Annotated in this window: 15 protein-coding genes; 6 read left to right on the top strand and 9 right to left on the bottom strand. The window is 64.8% G+C overall.

What is annotated here, in order from left to right:
* The first annotated feature begins 58 nt into the window (after positions 1-58).
* Complete coding sequence (locus FJ964_RS18680; RefSeq protein WP_140551754.1) at positions 59-2062, top strand: PhoX family phosphatase; 2004 nt, start codon at positions 59-61, stop codon at positions 2060-2062.
* A 57-nt stretch (positions 2063-2119) separates the two neighbouring features.
* On the opposite strand, the gene FJ964_RS18675 is transcribed toward FJ964_RS18680, so the two are convergent.
* Positions 2120-3301, bottom strand: a complete 1182-nt coding sequence (locus FJ964_RS18675; protein WP_140551753.1) for an NAD(P)/FAD-dependent oxidoreductase — start codon at positions 3299-3301, stop codon at positions 2120-2122.
* A gap of 330 nt (positions 3302-3631) precedes the next feature.
* On the opposite strand from FJ964_RS18675, the gene FJ964_RS18670 reads away from it, so the two are divergent.
* Complete coding sequence (locus FJ964_RS18670; RefSeq protein ID WP_140551752.1) at positions 3632-4669, top strand: phosphatidylglycerol lysyltransferase domain-containing protein; 1038 nt, start codon at positions 3632-3634, stop codon at positions 4667-4669.
* 155 nt (positions 4670-4824) lie between these two features.
* Here the strand turns inward: FJ964_RS18670 and FJ964_RS18665 are convergent, their stop codons facing one another.
* Positions 4825-5586: an ABC transporter permease gene (locus tag FJ964_RS18665; RefSeq protein WP_140551751.1), complete on the bottom strand. Its 762-nt coding sequence runs from the start codon at positions 5584-5586 to the stop codon at positions 4825-4827.
* Positions 5583-6509 carry an ABC transporter ATP-binding protein gene (locus FJ964_RS18660; RefSeq protein WP_140551750.1) on the bottom strand — a complete coding sequence of 309 codons (927 nt, stop codon included), beginning with the start codon at positions 6507-6509 and terminating at the stop codon, positions 5583-5585. The genes FJ964_RS18665 and FJ964_RS18660 overlap by 4 nt, the downstream gene beginning before the upstream one ends.
* A 371-nt stretch (positions 6510-6880) precedes the next feature.
* On the opposite strand from FJ964_RS18660, the gene FJ964_RS18655 reads away from it, so the two are divergent.
* The 3 genes from FJ964_RS18655 to FJ964_RS18645 all read left to right on the top strand — a co-directional run bounded on the left by FJ964_RS18655 (position 6881) and on the right by FJ964_RS18645 (position 12009).
* A complete protein-coding gene (locus tag FJ964_RS18655) occupies positions 6881-8242 on the top strand; it encodes a cytochrome ubiquinol oxidase subunit I (protein ID WP_140551749.1) in 1362 nt (453 codons plus the stop codon).
* Between the two features lie 9 nt (positions 8243-8251).
* On the top strand, positions 8252-9256 hold the full coding sequence (locus FJ964_RS18650) for a cytochrome d ubiquinol oxidase subunit II (RefSeq protein ID WP_140551748.1): 1005 nt from the start codon (positions 8252-8254) through the stop codon (positions 9254-9256).
* Positions 9257-9396: 140 nt separating this feature from the next.
* Positions 9397-12009, top strand: coding sequence for a mechanosensitive ion channel family protein (locus tag FJ964_RS18645; RefSeq protein ID WP_140551747.1), 2613 nt, complete (start codon positions 9397-9399; stop codon positions 12007-12009).
* Positions 12010-12235: 226 nt separating this feature from the next.
* Here FJ964_RS18645 and msrA read toward each other — a convergent pair whose 3' ends face one another.
* The 5 genes from msrA to FJ964_RS18620 all read right to left on the bottom strand — a co-directional run bounded on the left by msrA (position 12236) and on the right by FJ964_RS18620 (position 16013).
* Positions 12236-12961 (bottom strand): peptide-methionine (S)-S-oxide reductase MsrA, encoded by a 726-nt coding sequence (gene msrA / locus FJ964_RS18640; RefSeq protein ID WP_140551746.1) that lies wholly within the window; start codon positions 12959-12961, stop codon positions 12236-12238.
* Between the two features lie 132 nt (positions 12962-13093).
* Positions 13094-13372 (bottom strand): hypothetical protein, encoded by a 279-nt coding sequence (locus FJ964_RS18635; protein ID WP_140551745.1) that lies wholly within the window; start codon positions 13370-13372, stop codon positions 13094-13096.
* A gap of 136 nt (positions 13373-13508) precedes the next feature.
* Positions 13509-14213, bottom strand: coding sequence for a DUF1223 domain-containing protein (locus FJ964_RS18630; RefSeq protein WP_140551744.1), 705 nt, complete (start codon positions 14211-14213; stop codon positions 13509-13511).
* 274 nt (positions 14214-14487) lie between these two features.
* Complete coding sequence (locus tag FJ964_RS18625; RefSeq protein ID WP_140551743.1) at positions 14488-14859, bottom strand: endonuclease domain-containing protein; 372 nt, start codon at positions 14857-14859, stop codon at positions 14488-14490.
* Between the two features lie 74 nt (positions 14860-14933).
* Positions 14934-16013 carry a TadE/TadG family type IV pilus assembly protein gene (locus tag FJ964_RS18620; RefSeq protein WP_140551742.1) on the bottom strand — a complete coding sequence of 360 codons (1080 nt, stop codon included), beginning with the start codon at positions 16011-16013 and terminating at the stop codon, positions 14934-14936.
* Positions 16014-16223: 210 nt separating this feature from the next.
* On the opposite strand from FJ964_RS18620, the gene lepA reads away from it, so the two are divergent.
* Positions 16224-18029 (top strand): translation elongation factor 4, encoded by a 1806-nt coding sequence (gene lepA, locus FJ964_RS18615; protein ID WP_140551741.1) that lies wholly within the window; start codon positions 16224-16226, stop codon positions 18027-18029.
* 658 nt (positions 18030-18687) lie between these two features.
* Here the strand turns inward: lepA and FJ964_RS18610 are convergent.
* On the bottom strand, positions 18688-20328 hold the full coding sequence (locus FJ964_RS18610) for an ABC transporter substrate-binding protein (protein ID WP_140551740.1): 1641 nt from the start codon (positions 20326-20328) through the stop codon (positions 18688-18690).
* Positions 20329-20424: the final 96 nt, after the last annotated feature.

Below are 20424 nucleotides of genomic sequence, written 5' to 3'. Positions count from 1 at the left end.
TATAAGGGGTCGAAACGCGTGACACGCTCCAGCCATCCAGGAAGCCAGAGGCAGACCCATGACCGACCATCGCTCGCCCGACGCCAGATTCCGCACCAGCCTGCTTGAGGAAAACGAAGGTCCGGCGACCAACCCCACTGACAACAGCACCATGGGCGAAATCATCGCCGAGCGGTTCTCCCGCCGCGCCTTCCTCAAAGGTTCGCTGGCCGTCTCGGCCATCGCCGCCACCGTCGGCCCGTTGGCGCTCGTGGCCGCCGACGATGCGCGTGCCGCCGAGGGTTCGGCCTTTTCGTTCGACGAACTCGAAGCCGGTATCGACGACAAGCACCATGTCGCGTCGGGCTACGATGCCGACGTGCTGTTGCGCTGGGGCGATCCGCTGTTTGCCGATTCGCCGGCGTTCGACCCGGCCAGACAGTCGGCTGAGGCCCAGGCAAGACAATTCGGCTACAACAACGACTATGTCGGCTATATCGGGATCGATGGCTCCGCCGAGCATGGCCTGCTGGTCGTCAACCACGAATACACCAATCCGCATCTGATGTTCCCGGGCATCGTCAAGATCGTCGAGAAGGACGGCAAGAAAGCGGCCGAACTCGCACCGCTCTCGAAGGAGCAGGTCGACGTCGAGATGGCGGCACATGGCGGCACCATCGTCGAGATCCGCAAGGAAGGCGGCAAGTGGCAGGTGGTGCGCGACGGCAAGTTGAACCGCCGCATCACCTCCAACACCGAAATGGCGCTGTCAGGCCCGGTCGCCGGTCATGACCGTGTCAAGACCAATGCCGACCCATCCGGCACCAAGGTCGTCGGCACATTCAACAACTGCGCCGGCGGCGTCACGCCCTGGGGTACCTATGTCATGGCCGAGGAGAACATCCACGGCTATTTCTCGGGCGAACTGCCGGAAGGCCATAAGGAAGCCGCCAATTACAAGCGCCTCGGCATTCCGGAAGGGGCCTATGAATGGGGCGCGCATTACGACCGCTTCGACCTCGCCAAGGAGCCGAATGAGCCCAACCGTTTCGGCTGGATCGTCGAGGTCGACGTCAACGATCCGGCATCCACGCCGAGGAAGCGCACCGCAATGGGCCGCTTCAAGCATGAAGGCGCCGAATCGATCGTCGCCAAGGATGGGCGCGTCGTCTTCTATCTCGGCGATGACGAGCGCTTCGACTACGTCTACAAATTCGTCACCGCGGGCCGTTTCAATCCGGACGACCGCGCCGCCAACATGAACCTGCTCGACGACGGCACGCTGCATGTCGCCAAATTCGCCGCCGACGGTACGGTGGAATGGCTGCCGGTCGTCTTCGGCCACGGTCCGCTGACGGCGCAGAACGGCTTTGCCGGCCAGGCCGACGTGCTGATCGAGACGCGGCGTGCCGCCGACCTGCTCGGCGCTACCAAGATGGACCGTCCCGAGGACATCCAGCCCAATGGTGTCAACGGCAAGGTCTATGTCATGCTGACCAACAATTCCAAGCGCAAGGCCGACCAGGTCGACGCCGCCAACCCGCGCGCCGACAACGTCTTCGGCCACATCATCGAGATATCGGAGGATGGCGGCGATTTCGCCGGCACCAAGGGCAAATGGGAAGTGCTCCTGAAGTGCGGCGATCCGGCGGTTGCCGATGTCGGCGCCACCTTCTCCACCGCCACCACGGCCAATGGCTGGTTCGGCATGCCCGACAATTGCGCGGTCGATTCGGCCGGGCGTCTGTGGGTCGCCACCGACGGCCAGGGCCCGAAGGCCACCGGCCGCACCGACGGCCTGTGGGCGGTCGACACCGAAGGGCTGGCGCGCGCGACGTCAAAACTGTTTTTCCGCGTGCCGATCGGCGCTGAAATGTGCGGGCCGCTGTTTGCGCCCGACGATCAGACTGCCTTCGTCGCCGTCCAGCATCCGGGCGACGGCGGCGAGGATTGGGAGGCGTTCGGCCGCCCGTCCTATTATGAGGATCCGTCGACGCGCTGGCCCGATTTCAAGCCGGACATGCCGGTGCGGCCGGCGGTCGTCGCCATTACCAGGCAAGGCGGCGGCAAGATCGCGATTTAGAGCAATTGCAGGAAAGTGGGTTTCCGTCCGACGCGTAAAACGAACCACCAGCACGTTTCAGGGGCCGGAATTGGCGATCCGCCGGGCAATCCGCTCGGCGATCGCCTTGGCCTGGATGGCGGCATTGGCGAAGCAGCCGCGGATGCTCGGCCGCATGCCGGTGAACCAGAGGCCAGGCAGTTTCGGATCCGCATCGCCGCCGTTGAAGAGCGGAACGCCCTTGCCGTCGAGCACGCCGAGATCGCCGACCATCTGCTCAAGCCCGGTGCGGTAGCCCGTCGCGGCAATGACGATATCGGGATCGATCAGGCTGCCATTGGCCAGGATGACTCCGTCGCGGGTGAATTCCCGCACTCCCGGCACCACGGTGATCCTGCCCGAGCGGATGGCGTCGATCGCGCCCTCGTCGGCGGCTATCGCGGTGTAGTCGGTGGTCAGGCGGCTGGCGCCGCCCACCGGTGCCGGCGGCACGCCGAATTTCGTCAGGTCGCCGAAAACCAGTCGCTGCGTCAAGGCGATCACCGCATCGGCGACCCGCAAAGGCAACCGCGCCATCAGCGGCGACAGCCGGTGCACGGCAATCTTGCCGATGCGCTTGGGCAGGACCGACGGACCATTGCGGGCCGACAGCCACAGCGAGGCGGCGCCTGCCTGAGCCAGGTGGTTGAGCGCGTCTATACCCGAGTTGCCGGCGCCGACGACCAGCACCTTCTTGCCGGCATAGTCCTTCGCGTCGCCGAAATCCGCCGAATGGATGATGTGGCCGGCGAAATCCCGCATTCCATTCCATTCGGGGATGAACGGCTGTCTGTCGCGGCCGGTGGCGATCACGACGTGGCGCGCCAGGCGCATCCCGGCGCTGGTCGCTATCGCCCAGTGATCGCCCTTGAACAGGACCGTCTCGACGGCGACGCCGAGCTCCACCGGCAGCCGGTTCGCCTCGCTGAAATCGTTGAGATAGCGGATGACGGCGGTTCTGTGGGGGAAGGCGAGCGTGCCCTTCGGATAGGCAAGGCCGGGAAGTGCCGAAAGATCGCGGTGCGTATTGAGGCGCAGCTGCTGGTGACGCCGATGCCATGGCTCGGCCAACCGGCGCTCCTTTTCCAGGACCACCGTCGCCACGCCGGCCTTGATCAGCGCCTGCGCTGCCGCGAGACCGGCGGCGCCGGCCCCGATGACGATCGCCGGTTCGATGGTTACCGTCTGGTGCGCTGCCGGTCTGATTTTCGTATCTGCCATTCGATCACGAACCCCATTCCACCTTGTGGCGCTTCCGCCGACACCGGCAGGACGCCCTCCCGCGCATGATCCATACAGCAGATCGGCCCCGGATTTCGAGGCCATGCGCCGCACCGCGGTTGCGTCCTATATGGCATATACGCGAGATCGGCGATAATCAGGTCGCGGCAATGTGATTGATTCGAGATCCGGGGGCTGGCGGATCTCTGTTACAGGTACAGGAATCCGAAGTCCTCGAAACGCTTTTTTCGGCTTCCTGTGCAAAATCAAGGCGCCACGGCGTATAGCGTACCCGGGTGCGCGCCGCAGATGCACGCGGAATCTCGACCCATGCCCTCCTTGCGGATCTATCTCGACAAAATCCTCGAGCGTGCCTCGCCCAAGGTCGAGCGCCAGGCGTTCACCCATGCCGAACGGCTGGCGCTGGTGCGCCGCCATGGCGATTTCTCGCTCGCCTACTCCTCCGCCGTGCAAGGCAGGCTCTCCTATTTCGGCGACGCCGACGGTTACATCGCCTTCGGCACCAAGATGAAGCATCATTTCGCGCTCGGCGACCCGGTCGCCGATCCGGCCCATCGGGCCGACTACATCACGCGCTTCGTCGAGACCGCCGGCAGCCCCTGGTTCGTGCAGATCGGCGAACAGTCGGCGCGGGTGCTGGCCGGGCTCGGCTACAAGGTCAACCGGCTGGGCATCGACACCCGTCTGCCGCTGCCCGAACACGATTTTTCCGGCAAGCGCAACGAAACCGTGCGCTACTCCGAACGCTGGCTGTTGAAAAAGGGCTTTTCCTTCGCCGAGGACAAGCGGACGATCTTTCTCGACGAGATCTCCCGGCTTTCGGCGAACTGGCGCGGCGACCGCATCGTCAAGCGTTGGGAGATGGGCTTCCTCAACCGGCACTTCGCCGACCATGTGGGCGTCGATATGCGCCGCTTCGTGCTGCACGGCCCCGATGGCGAACTGGTCGCCCTGCTCGACTTCGATCCGCTGTTTCGCGGCGGCAAGGTCATCGGCTATACCACCGCCTTCAAGCGCAAGCACATCGACGCCTCGCCGCATGCGGAGGTCGGCCTGACCAAATTCGCCGTCGGCCGCTTTCGCGAGGAAGGCATTTCGGTCGTCACGCTCGGGCTGTCGCCGCTGGTCGACGTCGGCCCCAGCGGATTTGCCGAAAGCGATTTCTGGCGCAACGCCTTCCAGCGCGCCTATGATTCGCCCTGGGTCAACCGCCGCCGCTTCAACCTGCAGGGGCAGGCGGCGTTCAAGCGCCGTTTCCACGGCATCGAGGAGCCGGTCTACGTCGCCTTCCGCAAGGGAACATACATGGAGATGCTGGGCCTGCTGCGGCTGGTCAAGGCGATCTAGGGCAGTTCACCGTTCACGGAAACGGAGAACCGCTCTAACTCTTTGTTTTGACGCAACTCCCAAGGGAAAGCGCTACGCGCTTTTCCCGGGAAAACCGTATACACTTTTGCTGAAATTGCTCTAGATGCGGCCGCGACTTGGCAGGTCTTCGCCCGTCAGTTCCTCAGCCGATAGCCGGTCTTGAAGATCCAGGCGACGGTCGCCACGCAGATCAGCAGAAAAACCACGGTCATGCCGAGGCTGATGCCGACCGAAACGTCCGATTTTCCGAAAAAGCTCCAGCGGAAGCCGCTGATCAGGTAGACGACCGGATTGAACAGCGTCACCGTGCGCCAGGCGCCCGGCAGCATGTTGATGGAATAGAAGCTGCCGCCGAGGAAGGTCAGCGGCGTGATGATCAGCAGCGGCACCAGTTGCAACTGCTCGAAGCTCCTGGCCCAGATGCCGATGATGAAGCCGAACAGGCTGAAGGTCACCGCCGTCAGCACCAGGAAGGCCAGCATCCAGAACGGATGCTGGATGGAGAGCGGCACGAACAGCGAGGCCGTCGCCAGGATGATCAGGCCGAGGATGATCGACTTGGTGGCGGCGCCCCCGACATAGGCGAGGACGATCTCGAGATAGGAGACCGGGGCCGACAACAGCTCGTAGATCGAGCCGACGAATTTCGGGAAGTAGATGGCGAAGGAGGCGTTGGAGATCGACTGCGTCAGAAGCGACAGCATGATCAGCCCGGGCACGATGAAGGCGCCGTAGCTGATGCCGTCGATCTCGGTGATGCGCGAACCGATGGCCGATCCGAAGACGACGAAATAGAGCGACGTCGACAGCACGGGCGAGACGATGCTCTGCAAAACGGTGCGCAGCGCGCGCGCCATCTCCACCCGGTAGATCGCCCATACCGCGCGCAGGTTCATGGCTCTTGCCTCAGAAGATTGACGAAGATCTCCTCCAGCGAACTGTTCTGCGTGTCCAGGTCGCGGAACTGGATGCCGGCGGCCTCGAGATCGCGGATCAGCGATGCCACGCCCGGCCGGTCGCTCTGGTTGTCATAGGTGTAGGTGATCTGCCCGCCATCCGACGACAGTTCCAGGGCGTAGTGCGAGAAGGCGTCCGGAATGGCGTCGAGCGGGCTGCGCAGTTCCATCACCAGGCGCTTGCGGCCGAGCTTGCGCATCAGTTCGGCCTTGCCCTCGACCAGGATGATCTCGCCGCGGTTGATGACGCCGACGCGGTCGGCCATCGCCTCGGCTTCCTCGATATAGTGGGTGGTGAGGATGATGGTGACGCCGTCCTCGCGCAGCCGCCGCACCATCGCCCACATGTCCTGGCGCAGTTCGACGTCGACGCCCGCCGTCGGCTCGTCGAGGAACAGCACGCGCGGTTCGTGCGACAGCGCCTTGGCGATCATCAGCCGCCGCTTCATGCCGCCCGAAAGCGTGATCGCCTTGGCGTCCTTCTTGTCCCATAGCGAGAGATCCCGCAGCACCTTCTCGACAAAGGCATGGTTCGCAGGCTTGCCGAACAGGCCGCGGCTGTAGTTGACCGTCGCCCAGACGCTCTCGAAGGCATCGATGGTCAGCTCCTGCGGCACCAGCCCGATCAGGCCGCGCGCGGCGCGATAGTCTTTGGTGATGTCGTGGCCGTCCACCGTGACGCTGCCGGACGAACGGTTGACGATGCCGCAGACGATCGAGATCAGCGTCGTTTTGCCGGCGCCGTTGGGGCCAAGCAGCGCGAAGATCTCGCCGCGCTCGATATCGAGATTGATTTCCTTCAGCGCCTTGAAGCCGGTGGCGTAGGTCTTGGTGACCCCGGAAATGGATATGACAGGCTGCATGGCTGAAAACGGCTGCTTGAAAGAGGACCCCAGATATAGGCCGAATGTCGCCGCATGCAACCGGAAGTCAATGAAGTTGCTGACAGTTCTCGACACTCGTTGCAGACAGGCCATGCCCGCGGATGAAGAGACAGGCCGAGATCGGGCGTGCCGCCTCTCCAAGGTCAACACGGTGCGACGGGTGCGGTCGTCCCGGGCCGATGCGCGTTCGACGTCGATAGTGGGATGGGACTGCTCGCAAAGCGCGGCAGGCCCGGTGCTGCGTCATCTTGGCTTGGCGCTGCGGCGTTCCGCCTCGCGGCGGGACGCCGCTTTGACCGGCCGGCCCTACAAGCCTATTCTCGGCCCATTAGAAGCAGCCGGAGCCCGCCATGGACCCGCTCATCCTTTCGCGCATCCAGTTCGGTGCGAATATTTCGTTTCATATTCTGTTTCCAGCCATCACCATCGCACTCGGCTGGGTGCTGCTTTTCTTCAAGCTCCGCTACAACGCGACCAATGATTCGGCCTGGATGCGCGCCTATTTCACCTGGGTGAAGGTGTTCGCGCTGTCCTTCGCCATGGGCGTGGTTTCCGGCGTCACCATGAGCTTCCAGTTCGGCACCAACTGGCCGGGCTACATGGAAACGGTCGGCAACATCGCCGGGCCGCTGCTGGCCTACGAGATCCTCACCGCCTTTTTCCTCGAGGCGGCCTTCCTCGGCATCATGCTGTTCGGCTTCCGCCGCGTTTCCAACCGCATCCACACGCTGGCGACCGTGCTGGTCGCCGGCGGCACCACCGTGTCGGCCTTCTGGATCATCGCGCTGAACTCGTGGATGCAAACGCCGGTCGGCTTCGAGATGCGCGACGGCGTCGCGCATGCCGTCGACTGGTGGGCGATCCTCTTCAACCCCTCCATGCCCTACCGGCTCGTCCATATGCTGCTCGCCTCCGGCCTGACGGTGTCGTTCCTGATCGCCGGCCTGTCGGCGCTGCGCTACCTCAAGGGCGACCGCTCGGAATCGATGTGGAAGGCGCTGCGCACCGGCGTCTTCACCGCCGCCATCCTCATCCCCGTCCAGATCCTTGCCGGCGACCAGCACGGCCTGAACACGCTCGAGCACCAGCCGCAGAAGATCGCCGCCATGGAGGCCAACTGGAACACCGGCCCCAACGTGCCGCTGGTGCTGTTTGCCATTCCCGATGAAGCGGCCAGGGAAAACAGGTTCGAGGTGACCATTCCCGACGGGGCAAGCTGGATCCTGCGGCACAGCGCCAGGGGCGTGGTGCCGGGGCTCAACGACTATCCCGGCAACCACCCGCCGGTCTTCCCGGTGTTCTGGGGTTTTCGCGTCATGGTCGGCACCGGCCTGTTGATGCTCGCCGTCTCCTGGTCGGCCGCCTTCTTCCTCAAGCGCCGCCACAGCCTGCCGAGGCCGCTGGCGCTGCTCATGGTGCCGATGACCATTTCCGGTTGGGTGGCGACGCTCGCCGGCTGGTATACGACGGAGATCGGCCGCCAGCCCTGGCTGGTGACGGGCGTGCTGCGGACCGCCGACGCCGTCGGCCCGGTGGCCGGCGGCCATGTGGCGCTGACGCTGGCCGTCTATCTCGTTCTCTATGTGCTGTTGCTGATCGCCTATCTCGGCGTGCTGGTCCATCTGGCGCTGAAGGCGGCCAAGGACGGCGACACATCGCCGCTGCCGGGCGTGCTCAACAGGCCGATGTCGCAGCCGGCGGCTGGCGAGTAGGAGAGAGAAATGACCTATGACTGGCCGACCCTGCTCCCCCTCATCTTCGCCGGCCTGATGGGCCTCGCCATCCTGATCTATGTCATTCTCGACGGCTTCGATCTCGGCATCGGCATCCTGTTCGCGGCGGCCGAGGACGCCGAGCAGGACACGATGATCGCCGCCATCGGCCCGTTCTGGGATGCCAACGAGACCTGGCTGGTGCTGGCCGTCGGCCTTCTGCTGGTCGCCTTTCCGATGGCCCATGGCGTCATCCTCAGCGCGCTCTACATCCCGGTGTTCGTGCTTCTGGTCGGCCTCATCCTGCGCGGCGTCGCCTTCGACTTCCGCGCCAAGGTGGCGACCGAGCGCAAGCATCGCTGGAACCGCATCTTCTTCCTCGGCTCGCTCATCGCCTCGCTGGCGCAAGGCTATATGCTGGGCGTCTATGTGCTTGGCCTCGACTTCGGCCTGGGCGGCATGGCGTTCGGCGTGCTGGTGGCGTTCTGCCTGGCGGCGGCCTACGCCGCGATGGGGGCGGCCTGGGTCATCTACAAGGCCGAAGGCGACTTGCAGAAGAAGGCGGTACGCTGGCTGCGCACCGCCTTGGTGCTGACCGCGCTCGGCATGGCCGCCGTGTCGCTGGCCACGCCTTTCGCCAGCCCGCGCATCTTCGCCAAATGGTTCGTCCTGCCCGAAATGCTCTATCTGTCGCCGCTTCCGATCCTGTCGGCGCTGCTGTTCCTGTGGCTGTGGCGGCAGACCTTCCATCTGCCCAGGCCCGATGACCGCCATTCGCTGACGCCGTTCCTGACGCTGGCCGCCATCTTCGCGCTCGGCTTTGCCGGGCTCGCCTGGTCGTTCTATCCGTTCGTGGTGCCCGACAGGCTGACCATCTGGCAGGCGGCTTCCGCGCCCGAAAGCCTGGCCATCATCCTGGCCGGCACCGTTGTCGTGCTGCCGATCATCATCTTCTATTCCTTCTATGCCTACCGCGTGTTCGGCGGCAAGGCGACGGACCTGACCTACGACTGAGGGGCCAAGCGGCGGGCGAAATCAGGGCCTCCGCCTGCCGCATGTCGCCGACCGGAAAGACAATATTCATCTTCACGCGGAATAACCTTCCGCGACATGCTGCGGCCTGATGGCAGCGGTGCGAGAAGAAGGGCAATGCAATGCGCGGTGTCCCGGTTGCCTCGATAGAACACGATCCGCAGGCGCGGCAGCGCTACGCACCTTTCCCGGGAAAATCCCTACGCGGCGTTCCTGGAGTTGCTCTGGCCCTGATCCGCCTGGTCACGCTGATCGCCGCGCTTGTGCTGGCCAGCCTGCTGCCCGCCGTCCAGCCCGCCCATGCCCAGCAGACGGCCAACTGGGCCGGTGTCTGGGACACCAAATGGCGCGGCGGCGGCGCCCAGATCACCTTCGAGCAGGACGGCGCCGAGGTAAAGGGCGTCTATCCCCTGTATGGCGGCCGCATCGAAGCCAAGGCCGAAGGCGAAAAGCTGTTCGGCCGCTGGTTCGAGGGCAGTCGCCAGGGCGAGTTCAGCTTCGTCATGGCGCCGGACGGCGCGAGCTTCATGGGCCGTTTCGAATCCGCCACCGCCGAATGGTGGACGGGCGTGCGCGTCGACGCCGCCGAGACCCTCAAGGTCGACCAGACCAGCCCGATGACGACGATGCGCTCATTCCTTCAGACCATGAACGAGAGCGGCGCCGACAATGTGCCGCGCGCCACCGGCGGCGGCATGGGCCTTGCCGCGCAGGCGGCCGGCCTCGTCGACGTTACGGAGGCCGATCGCGGCGGCCTCAACATGCCCGATTATACCAAGCTCCTGTTTTCGGTGATCGACAACGCCACCTTGCGCCTGTGGAACCTGCCGCATGATGCGATCCCCGGCGACGAGGTGACAGCCAGGCTGCAGCAATATGGCAGCAAGGTTTTCTTCGACGTCACCTTCCGCCGCAAGGCCGGCGAATGGTTCATCGTCGGGCCGCAGCTCGCCGTGCTGCAGGCCAAGCTCGCCGAGTTCCAGGCGGCGCGTGGCGAAGCCCCCGACATGGTCGACGATCCGGCCAAGCTCGCTTCGCCGCGCGACACGTTCAAGATGCTGCTCGGCGGCATCGCCGACCAGAATGGCAGTTCGCCGCAAACGGCGCTCGACATGCGCGGCTACAATCCGGCGGTGCGGTCCGACGAGGCGGTTCTGCTCGAGAGCTATCTCAAGAAAGTCATCGACCGCATCGGCTACGTCTACTGGCAGGAAATTCCCGACGATCCCCAAAGCAACACGCCCTATGTGTATTTCGAGCACCCGGCCGGCAACATCGTCGTCGCTCCGGTGGGGACCGAGAAAGGCGGCAAGCTGTGGAAATTCACGCCGGAAACGCTGGCCAACATCCGCACGCTCTACGCCGATATCGAAGATGCGCCGGTGGCGCCGGAATTCACCGCCTTCGCCAGCAACGATCCGTTCTTCGCCACGAGGGGCCTTGCCCGCGAGATCAGCCCTGCCCTTTTGACCCGCGCCGGGCCGATCGAACGCTGGCAATGGCTGGGGCTCGGCATTGCGGTGCTTGCCGGCATCGCCTTCGGTTTCCTTGCCAACGCCGTCATCGTGTTCTTCGCCCGCAGCGGCAGGAGTTCGGGGCGGGCCGGCTTCTTCCGCGTCGTCGAATGGGCGGTGCGCTCGATCTTCCTCGGCCTGTTCCTGCTGTTTGCGCTGCGGCCGCTCGGCTTGCCGCAGGTGATCGCGGCATCCGCCAAGGCGGCGGCCTGGAGCCTGATCCTGATCGGCGCGGTTCCCGTCGTCTGGCACCTGATCGGCAAGATCGCCGAGCGCTACCGCGCCACATTCAACGTGCCCGGCTACCACGAGACGCTGATCTCGCTGCTGACCGGCGTGGCGCGCATCGCCGCCCTGGTGGTCGCCTTCCTGCTCCTGGCCGAGGTGCTGGCGATCCCCTATCAGGGCGTGCTGGCCGGCCTCGGCATTGGCGGCTTGGCGGTGGCGCTGGCAGCGCAGCCGACGCTGCAGAATTTCCTTTCCGGCCTGACGCTCTATGCCGACCGGCCGGTTAGCGTCGGCGACTTCTGCAAGTTCGGCAACCAGTCCGGCACCATCGAGCATATCGGCATGCGCTCGACCCGCATCCGCTCGGTCGACCGCACGGTGATCTCGGTGCCGAACTCGGACTTCGCCGGCATGCAGATCGAGAACTATGCCCATCGCGACCGCACTCGCTTCGCCACGACGCTGCAATTGCGCTACGAGACGACGCCCGACCAGTTGCGCTACACGCTGGCGGCGCTGCGCAAGCTCCTGATCGCGCATCCGCGCGTCATCGACGATCCCTGCCGCGTGCGGTTCGTCGGCTTCGGCCCCTATTCGCTCGACATCGAGGTCTTCACCTACATCATGACCGCGGATGCCTCGGAGTTTCTCGCCATCCGCGAGGACATATTGCTGTCGATGATCGCGGTGATGGACGAGGCCGGCGCCCAGTTCGCCTTCCCGGCGCAGTTGGAATACAGCGCCGCCGACCTGCCGCTCGACCAGGAAAAGCGCATCGCCGCGGAAAAGCGGGTCAGCGCCTGGCGTGAAGAGGAAAAACTGCCTTTCCCCGATTTCAGCCAGCTCGACAGGCTGGAGCTCAATGACAGCCTGCCCTATCCGCCGCAGGGCTCGGTGCAATACCGCGAAGCCCAGACCGCCCCCGCCACGGTCGAAGCCAAGGCCTCGCTGGAGAAGGCGCGCTGGAGCCTGCCGTGGCGCAAGAGGGTGTAACCTTCTTCGCAGGAGAGGCCGCGATCCCTCGCGCCCCTCTGGCCTGCCGGCCATCTCCCCCACGAGGGGGGAGATTGGATGTCGTGACGGCTTTCGCTAATGTCTAACGTTGACAGCGGGGCGGGACGGCGAGGCCGCCGATCTCCCCCCTCGTGGGGGAGATGCCCGGCAGGGCAGAGGGAGGCGCTGTCCCGCCGACCTGTCGTTCTTCTCACCCTGCAAAGCCTCAATTGCTGGCCGACAGCACCAACACCGGCTTGTCGCTGTAAAGCTTCGGGAACAGCGTCTTCAAATTCGCCACCTTTGGCAGGTCGTTGTAGACGATGTAGGGATAGGTCGGGTTGAGCGTCAGGAAATCCTGGTGGTACTCCTCGGCCGGGTAGAAGGTCTTGCCGGTTTCGATCGTGGTGACGATGGGCTTGGAAAACAGCTTGGCCTTGTCGAGCTGGGCGATATAGCTCTGCGCGATCTTCTTCTGCTCGTCGTTCTCGGCGAAGATCGTCGAGCGGTACTGCGTGCCCTGGTCCGGCCCCTGATAGTTGAGCTGGGTCGGATTGTGGGCGACCGAGAAATACACCTGCAGCAGCTGGCCATAGGTGACTTTGGAGGGATCGTAGGTGATCTCGACGGATTCGGCATGGCCGGTCCGGCCGGTGCCCACCGTCTCGTAGACGGCGTCGTCCTTGGCACCGCCGGTGTAGCCCGAGACCGCCTTGGTGACGCCCTTGACGTGCTGGAACACGCCTTGCACGCCCCAGAAGCAGCCGCCGGCGAAGATTGCCGTCTCGCTGCCGCCCGCGGCCTTTTCATCCAGCGCCGGCGGCGGGATCACCACGGCGTCTTCCGCCGAGACGGCCGGCGTCAGCCAGAAGGCGGCGCCCGCGACGGCGAGCGCGAAAGCTGCGAGCGCGCCGCGGACGAAGCCGCTCGAACGCTTCTTGATATCGGTCATGGTTGCACTCCTGATGGCTTCCATTGAGTTCAGTCTATTGAATTAGCGTCGCCGGTGCGATGCGCGAGTCGCGGCGGAGGCTCACATTCGCGTGCGGCCCCGGCGGGTGCGTAACTCTCCGCCGCGGTTGACCTAATTGGCAGGCTTCATCGCATCCGTCGCCGGCTTCATCGCGTCAGCCGCCGGCTTCATGGCGTCCGCCGGTTTCATCGCATCGTCGGCGGGCTTCATGGCATTGGTGGCCATCGGGTCGGCCGGCTTCATCGCATCGGTTGCCGGTTTCATCGCGTCGGCGGCGGGTTTCATGGCGTTGGTGGCCTCGTCGGCACGGGCGATGCCGCCGGCCAGCATTGCCGTCGAGCACAAAGCGAGCGCGAGCGCCGGCAGCGTCAGGCGGGAAAGAACGGTCATGATGGTCTCCTTGGTTGGTGGCGCGCCCTTGCGGCGGCCGGCTGTTGCGGCGCCGCAGGCGCGGCGTTGCGCAATTTCTGGTCGGGCATGGTCTCTCCGAAACCGGGGAGTTTCCGCGATCACGCCCGCTCGAAAGCTAGTTGGCGGCAGCGGCCAGGATCGGCCCGCCGCCCGGCGACTGCACCAGCACGGCGGTGCTGAGGCCATCGGCGGCCGGCGGCACGTCGAGCGTCGTGGCCTCTCCGGTCCAGTTGCCGAGTCTTGTCAGCGCATGCACGACATTGCCGTGCGGCAAGGTGCGGCCGGTGTTCTCGCCGCGCGCCACGGGCACCTCGACGACGCCCCTGGCATAGCGCACCAGCCAGATGTCGGCCTTGCCGCCCGGCACGCTCCCCGCGCCGATGTTGGCCTTGCCGCCATCGAGCGACAGCGACGGTCCCTTGACGCGGCCGCTCGCCGCAATCAGCCGTTCGATCTCGCCAGGCGCGGCGCCGACCGCATCGGCATGGCCGTTGACCACCACTTGCGGCGTGAACGGCCCGTCATGGCCGAGCGGCGGCTCGTAGCTGACCTGGCGTTGCGTGAATTCCTGCCGGCCGAAAATGTCCTTCCAGCCGAGATAGTCCCAGTAGGTGACGTTGAAGGACAGCGCCAGCACGCCGGGCTGGTCCTTGATCTTGATCAGGTTGGCATTGGCCGGCGGGCAGGACGAACAGCCCTGGCTGGTGAACAGCTCGACTACGGTAAGCGGCTGCGCCGCGGCCGCACCGAGCGACGCCGCAAGCGCAAGCGCGCCCAGGCTGGACATTGCGAGGAACTTGCGGCGTTTGGCTTGCGACATCGGCTTGCTCCCTGGGACGGCGCTGCGATGCGCCGCTCATGCCCCCATTTCGCCGCCATTCGCCGCTTCGTTACAGAGCTCACCGGTTTGTGATTGAGCGCCAGCGGGTTCTTCCTTCTCCCCTTGTGGGAGAAGGTGGATCGGCGCGCAGCGCCGAGACGGTTGAGGGGTGCTCCAGCGGAGTGAGGCGTTGGCGTTCCCTGGAACACCCCTCATCCGACCTCGCTGCGCGAGGCCACCTTCTCCCACAAGGGGAGAAGGGGAGACGGCGCCACTATCGCCAAGGCTGCAGATTTCTGTCCCGGACATAGGCGATGATCGTGTCGCAAACGGCATTCATCTCCTTCAGGACATCGTCGTTCCAGAAGCGCAGAACGCGAAAACCCCTCCCCTCCAGATCGGCCTTGCGGATCCGGTCAGCATCCGAGTCGGCGTGCTGGCTGCCGTCGATCTCGACAATCAGCCCGGCTTCGAGGCAAACGAAATCGGCAATGTATTTTCCGAAAGGAACCTGGCGCCTGAATTTGATCCGGTCCAGCCTGCGGTCGCGCAGTTCCTGCCAAAGCCTGTCTTCCGCTTCCGTCATGTCACGGCGGAGCGAACGAGCAAAGTTGCGCTTGGCGGGGATGACGGGTTGATGCGGCATGGCGCCAGATTAACCAGCCACTGCGCTTCGTCCAGCACCCTCTCTGTCGGCGTCGCGCGCCGATCCCTTCGCCCCTACTGCGTCAGCACGGTTTGCGAGGGGCGCTGGTTGAAGTCGCATTTGCCCATCACGGTGTAGAAGAAGTCGGCGTTGACGACGGGCGCCGGCACCGCCGAGCCGCCGTCTTCCCAGGCCTGGTAGCCTGTCTGGCCGCACGGCACGGCGGTGAAGATGTCCACGGTCTGGCCCGTTGCGATTTCGGGCATGTCGGTCGGGCTGGTGCCGATATAGAGCCGGTCCGAGGTTTTCGGGTCGTTCGACCTTAGCGTGGTCGGCTGGGCCGGTTTCGCCGTCGCGGCGGAGGGCACGTTCATTTCCAGATAGAGCTGGTCCATCTGGCTGACGTCGATGACCGCGCCGGCGCTGTTGGCCGGGCTGGTGGTGCAGACGGTCTGCCGCATCACGCCGTTGCCGTCGGTGCTGGTGATGGCGCCGGCGGGCGTGTTGTCGAAATTCGCGACCGTCGTGGTGTTGCACACCTGCTGCTGCACCTGGGTAAGCGTGGTGCCGCTGACGGTGGAGACGGTGGTGGTGCCATAGCCCTTTGGATCGCCGCCCTTGTTGTAGACATAGCTGATCTGCATCAGCTTCTGCTTCGTGGTCGAACCGAATTGCGTGCCGTAGAGATACATGGTCTTGTCCCACCAGCCCGACGCCTTCTCGATCTTGAAGGTGGTCTGCACCAGGGCCGGCGCCTTGTTGACCGCCGAGGTGACGCCGACCGGCACGGTGTTGATCCTGGCGATCTGCATGAAGTCGGTCGGCATGGCGAAGCTCGCCGAGGCCTGCGCCGTGGCGGTGCCGTTGGCCGCGATGGTGAAGCTCACCAGCGTTGCGGTGCCTTGCCCGCCATTGGCGGCAAAGGTGTCCTGTAACATTTGCCGGCGGGCCGCCAGCGCCGTCGTCTTCGGCAGCGTGGTGATGGCCAGCGTCGCCGCGTCGAGCGCCTGCTGCATGTTGGACCGGGTCTGGACCGCACTGGTATAATCGACCGAGAAGCCGACCACGGTGACCAGCGGCACCAGGCTGATGAAGAACAGCGGCATCATCGAGCCGCCGCGCGAGCGGGCGAACCTTCCTGCAAGCCCCAGCATGTTTTCTACCCCCAGAGACGATTTATCTGCGCAGGAACTAACATGCGCCGGCAAACCGGCGTCTAAGATGATCGTTCAAAGTTTAAGCATCCGGCCGCTCCCGCCCGCCGTTTCGGGCTTTTGCCCCCGGTTCACCGCTTTGTGATGACCGGGGCGCGCCTTGCGCTGCAAGCCTTGCCGCAGCAAGCCGCCCCTGCTAAAGCGCGCGGCATGAGCACGCCCCTCGACCACATCAGGAATTTCTCCATCGTCGCCCATATCGACCATGGCAAATCCACGCTTGCCGACCGCCTGATCCAGCTGACCGGCGGGCTGGAGCTGCGCGACATGAAGGAGCAGGTGCTGGACTCGATGGACATCGAGCGCGAGCGCGGCATCACCATCAAGGCGCAGACGGTGCGGCTGAAGTACCGCGCCAATAATGGCGAGGACTATATCCTCAATTTGATCGACACGCCCGGCCATGTCGACTTCGCCTATGAAGTGTCGCGCTCGCTCGCCGCCTGCGAGGGCTCGCTGCTGGTGGTCGACGCCTCCCAGGGCGTCGAGGCGCAGACGCTGGCCAATGTCTACCAGGCCATCGACAACAACCACGAGATCGTCGTGGTGCTGAACAAGGTCGACCTGCCGGCCGCCGAGCCCGAGCGCATCCGCGAGCAGGTCGAGGAGGTGATCGGCATCGACGCCTCCAACGCTGTGCTGATCTCGGCCAAGACGGGCCTGGGCATTCCCGACGTGCTGGAGGCCATCGTCCATCAATTGCCGCCGCCGCGCGAGGGCGACGCGACCGCCCCCTTGAAGGCGATGCTGGTCGACAGCTGGTACGACGCCTATCTCGGCGTCATCGTTCTGGTGCGCGTCATCGACGGCGTGCTGAAGAAGGGCCAGACCATCCGCATGATGGGCACCGGCGCCAAATACCTGGTCGAGCGCACCGGCGTGTTCACGCCCGCCCGCATCAATGTCGATGAGCTCGGCCCCGGCGAGTTCGGCTTCTTCACCGGCTCGATCAAGGAAGTGGCCGACACACGCGTCGGCGACACCATTACCGAGGACAAGCGCCAGACCGCGCATGCCCTGCCCGGCTTCAAGCCGGCGCAGCCGGTGGTGTTCTGCGGCCTGTTCCCGGTCGACGCCGCCGATTTCGAGGACCTGCGCGCCGCTGTCGGCAAACTGCGCCTCAACGACGCCTCCTTCTCCTATGAAATGGAAACCAGCGCGGCGCTCGGCTTCGGCTATCGCTGCGGCTTCCTTGGCTTGCTGCATCTCGAAATCATCCAGGAGCGGCTGGAGCGCGAGTTCAACCTCGACCTGATCGCCACCGCGCCATCCGTCGTCTACCGGCTGCTCCTCAATGACGGCTCGGTGAAGGAACTGCACAACCCGGCCGACATGCCCGACGTGGTCAAGATCTCGGCCATCGAGGAGCCGTGGATCCGCGCCACGATTCTCACCCCCGACGACTACCTCGGCGGCATATTGAAACTCTGCCAGGACCGGCGCGGCATCCAGGCCGACCTGTCCTACGTGGGAAAGCGCGCCATGCTGACCTACGACCTGCCGCTCAACGAAGTCGTCTTCGATTTCTACGACCGGCTGAAGTCGATCTCCAAAGGCTACGCCTCGTTCGACTATCACCTCACCGACTACCGCGAGGGCGATCTGGTGAAGATGTCGATCCTGGTCAATGAGGAGCCGGTCGACGCGCTCTCCATGCTGGTGCACCGCACGGCGGCGGAAAAGCGTGGCCGCCAGATGTGCGAGAAGCTGAAGGAACTGATCCCGCACCACCTCTTCAAGATCCCGATCCAGGCCGCGATCGGCGGCAAGGTCATCGCCCGCGAAACCATCTCCGCGCTCCGCAAGGACGTCACCGCGAAGTGCTATGGCGGCGACGTGAGCCGCAAACGCAAGCTCTTGGACAAGCAGAAAGAGGGCAAGAAGCGGATGCGCCAGTTCGGCAAGGTGGATATTCCCCAGGAGGCGTTTATTCAGGCCTTGAAGATGGGGGATTGAGGTCCGGCCTCCGGCCGAACGCATCGCCCCGGCGGGCAGCGCTGGTCATGGTCGGTGTCCGAAGACCTTCGCTTTGTGGATGCGGCTCACCGCACTCGTTGCTGCATGGGGGCGGGGCGCTGACGCTGCTGACCTTCTCCCCTTGTGGGAGAAGGTGGATCGGCGCGCAGCGCCGAGACGGTTGAGGGGTGTTCCAGCGGAGTGAGGCGTTTGGGGTTTTCTGGTGTGGTTCGTTATCGACGTCCGCGCCAAGCTGGAGCACCCCTCATCCGATCTCGCTTCGCGAGGCCACCTTCTCCCACAAGGGGAGAAGGAAGAACCAGCGTTGGCGCTGCCGCTCGTCTGGCTGCCGCCATCTTCCCCGTAAAACGGGGAGAAGGACGCTGCCTTTACCGCTTTCGCCAATCGCCAGCGTTGTAGAAAAAGCGCCGGCGTTGCGGCGCCTTACCTTCCCCCCTTGTGGGGGAAGGTGGATCGGCGCTTCAGCGCCGAGACGGATGAGGGGTGTTCCAGCGGAGTGAGGCGGTGGAAAGATTGAGCGCGCTTACAAGCGTTTGATTCTGCAAGGCAGCGATCCGTCACGCACCCCTCATCCGTCTTGCCGCTTCGCGGCAATCCACCTTCTCCCACAAGGGGAGAAGGAAGAAGCGGCGAAGGCTCAGCTTTCGATCCAAACCTTCTCGAAGTGCTGCTCCAGCGCCTGATGCTGTTCGCACCCTTCCACCCCTTTGCGATACGTCCGATAGACCGAGCGCCAGTAGGGCTGGATGATGATGCCGGAGTCGCGCAAATTCTTCTCGATGCCGGCCATGATCTCCTTGCGCTGGGCGGCGTCGGGGGTGGCGAGCGCCTTGTCGAGCAGCTCGTCGAACTCCTTGTTGGCGTAGGCGCTTTCGTTCCAGGCGGCGCCCGATTTGTAGGCCAGCGCCAGCACCTGGACGCCGAGCGGGCGGCCCAGCCATTCGGTGCAGGAGAAGGGATATTTGCTCCAGTCGTTCCAGAAGGTGGCGGCGGGCAGCACGGTGCGCTTGATCTTGAGGCCGGCCTCGCGCATCTGCGCGGCGATCGCGTCGCCGGTGCTCTTTTGCCATTCGACATCGACCGAGATGAGGTCGTATTCATGGTCCGCCTTGCCGGATTCGGCCAGCAGTTTCTTGGCCGCCTCGACGTCGCGCTTGGCCGGGCCGATATCGGCATATTCGGGGTGCATGGGGCCGACATGGTGGTTGTCGGCGGGCTTGCCCCTGCCGCCGAGGCCGAGCGCCAGCACGGCCGAATTGTCGACGGCGAGCTGCGCGGCGCGGCGCATCTTGACGTCGTCATAGGGCGCGTTGGCGACATTGAAGCGGGCGACGATGGTGGAGCCGGTGGCGATCTCGGAATTCTTCAAGCCCATCTGCTCGGTCTGCGAGACCGCATCGGAGGCGGTTTCGTGGTCGGTGTCGATCTCGCCGGATTCGAATGCCGACAGCATGGCGTTGGGGTCGGATCCGTAGTCGATCCACTGGATGCCGTCGAGCCAGAATTCGCCCTTCCACCAGGGCTTGTCCTTGCGCTTCACCTCGGCGCCGGTCTCGGCGTCCCACTTCACCAGCTCGCAAGGGCCGGTGGTGATCGAAAGCGCCTTCAGGGGATCGCCGTCGCCGTCATAGGAGCGGTGCATGATCAAAGCGGGATAGTCGGCCATGCCGGCGATCAGAGAAATGTCGGGCTTGGGCAAATTGAGCTTGATCGTATAGTCGTCGACCTTCTCGATGCCGCCCTCGACCACCTTCTTGGTGTCGGCGTTGACCAGCGCGCCCATGCGCGCGGCGACCGAATTGCCGGCAACGCCGGCCTCGCACCAGCGGGTGAGGTTGTGGACGACATCGTCGGCGTTGAAGGCGTCGCCGTTCGACCAGGTGATGCCCTTGCGCACATGGAGTGTGAGCGTCCTGGCGTCGTCGCTCATCTCCCATTTTTCGAGCAGCCAGGGCTCGAAGGAGAAATCGGTGTTCCAGCGCACCAGATATTCGTTGCAGTGGCGCGCGACGTTGGACATTTCGACGCCGTCGAAGGTGCGCGGGTCCTTGAAACCCTTGACGTTCATGGCGACGCGCAGGGTGCCGCCCTTCTTGGGCTCCGCCGCGCGGGCCGGCGTCGCGGTCAGTCCGCCCAGGGCAAAAGCGCCGGCGGCGCTGACGCCGAGCCCGGCCATCAGCGCCAGATATTCGCGCCGGTTGATGGCGCCGCTTCTGAAATCCTCGGCGACGGGTTTGGCCCGCGGGTGCAGTTTCCTGTCGGTCAGCATGAACTTCATCGTCGTTCCCTCTTGTTGGGCGCCCGGCCGACCGCGTGCGCGGGGGCGGATGCGGCTCGCCGGACGCCATTGCCTGAGGGATGATAGGGCGAGCTT

This window comes from Mesorhizobium sp. B2-3-2, assembly GCF_006442295.1.
Lineage (GTDB): Bacteria > Pseudomonadota > Alphaproteobacteria > Rhizobiales > Rhizobiaceae > Mesorhizobium.
This window is presented reverse-complemented; position numbering and strand designations above follow the sequence as displayed.

What these genes read in the sequence shown, in the direction of transcription:
- FJ964_RS18670 (WP_140551752.1), top strand. Translation starts at nt 3,632, where the DNA reads ATGCCCTCCTTGCGGATCTATCTCGACAAAATCCTCGAGCGTGCCTCG.
- FJ964_RS18650 (WP_140551748.1), top strand. Translation starts at nt 8,252, where the DNA reads ATGACCTATGACTGGCCGACCCTGCTCCCCCTCATCTTCGCCGGCCTG.
- FJ964_RS18620 (WP_140551742.1), bottom strand. Translation starts at nt 16,013, where the DNA reads ATGCTGGGGCTTGCAGGAAGGTTCGCCCGCTCGCGCGGCGGCTCGATG.
- FJ964_RS18680 (WP_140551754.1), top strand. Translation starts at nt 59, where the DNA reads ATGACCGACCATCGCTCGCCCGACGCCAGATTCCGCACCAGCCTGCTT.
- FJ964_RS18660 (WP_140551750.1), bottom strand. Translation starts at nt 6,509, where the DNA reads ATGCAGCCTGTCATATCCATTTCCGGGGTCACCAAGACCTACGCCACC.
- FJ964_RS18675 (WP_140551753.1), bottom strand. Translation starts at nt 3,301, where the DNA reads ATGGCAGATACGAAAATCAGACCGGCAGCGCACCAGACGGTAACCATC.
- lepA (WP_140551741.1), top strand. Translation starts at nt 16,224, where the DNA reads ATGAGCACGCCCCTCGACCACATCAGGAATTTCTCCATCGTCGCCCAT.
- FJ964_RS18635 (WP_140551745.1), bottom strand. Translation starts at nt 13,372, where the DNA reads ATGACCGTTCTTTCCCGCCTGACGCTGCCGGCGCTCGCGCTCGCTTTG.
- FJ964_RS18645 (WP_140551747.1), top strand. Translation starts at nt 9,397, where the DNA reads ATGCGCGGTGTCCCGGTTGCCTCGATAGAACACGATCCGCAGGCGCGG.
- FJ964_RS18665 (WP_140551751.1), bottom strand. Translation starts at nt 5,586, where the DNA reads ATGAACCTGCGCGCGGTATGGGCGATCTACCGGGTGGAGATGGCGCGC.
- msrA (WP_140551746.1), bottom strand. Translation starts at nt 12,961, where the DNA reads ATGACCGATATCAAGAAGCGTTCGAGCGGCTTCGTCCGCGGCGCGCTC.
- FJ964_RS18625 (WP_140551743.1), bottom strand. Translation starts at nt 14,859, where the DNA reads ATGCCGCATCAACCCGTCATCCCCGCCAAGCGCAACTTTGCTCGTTCG.
- FJ964_RS18630 (WP_140551744.1), bottom strand. Translation starts at nt 14,213, where the DNA reads ATGTCGCAAGCCAAACGCCGCAAGTTCCTCGCAATGTCCAGCCTGGGC.
- FJ964_RS18610 (WP_140551740.1), bottom strand. Translation starts at nt 20,328, where the DNA reads ATGAAGTTCATGCTGACCGACAGGAAACTGCACCCGCGGGCCAAACCC.
- FJ964_RS18655 (WP_140551749.1), top strand. Translation starts at nt 6,881, where the DNA reads ATGGACCCGCTCATCCTTTCGCGCATCCAGTTCGGTGCGAATATTTCG.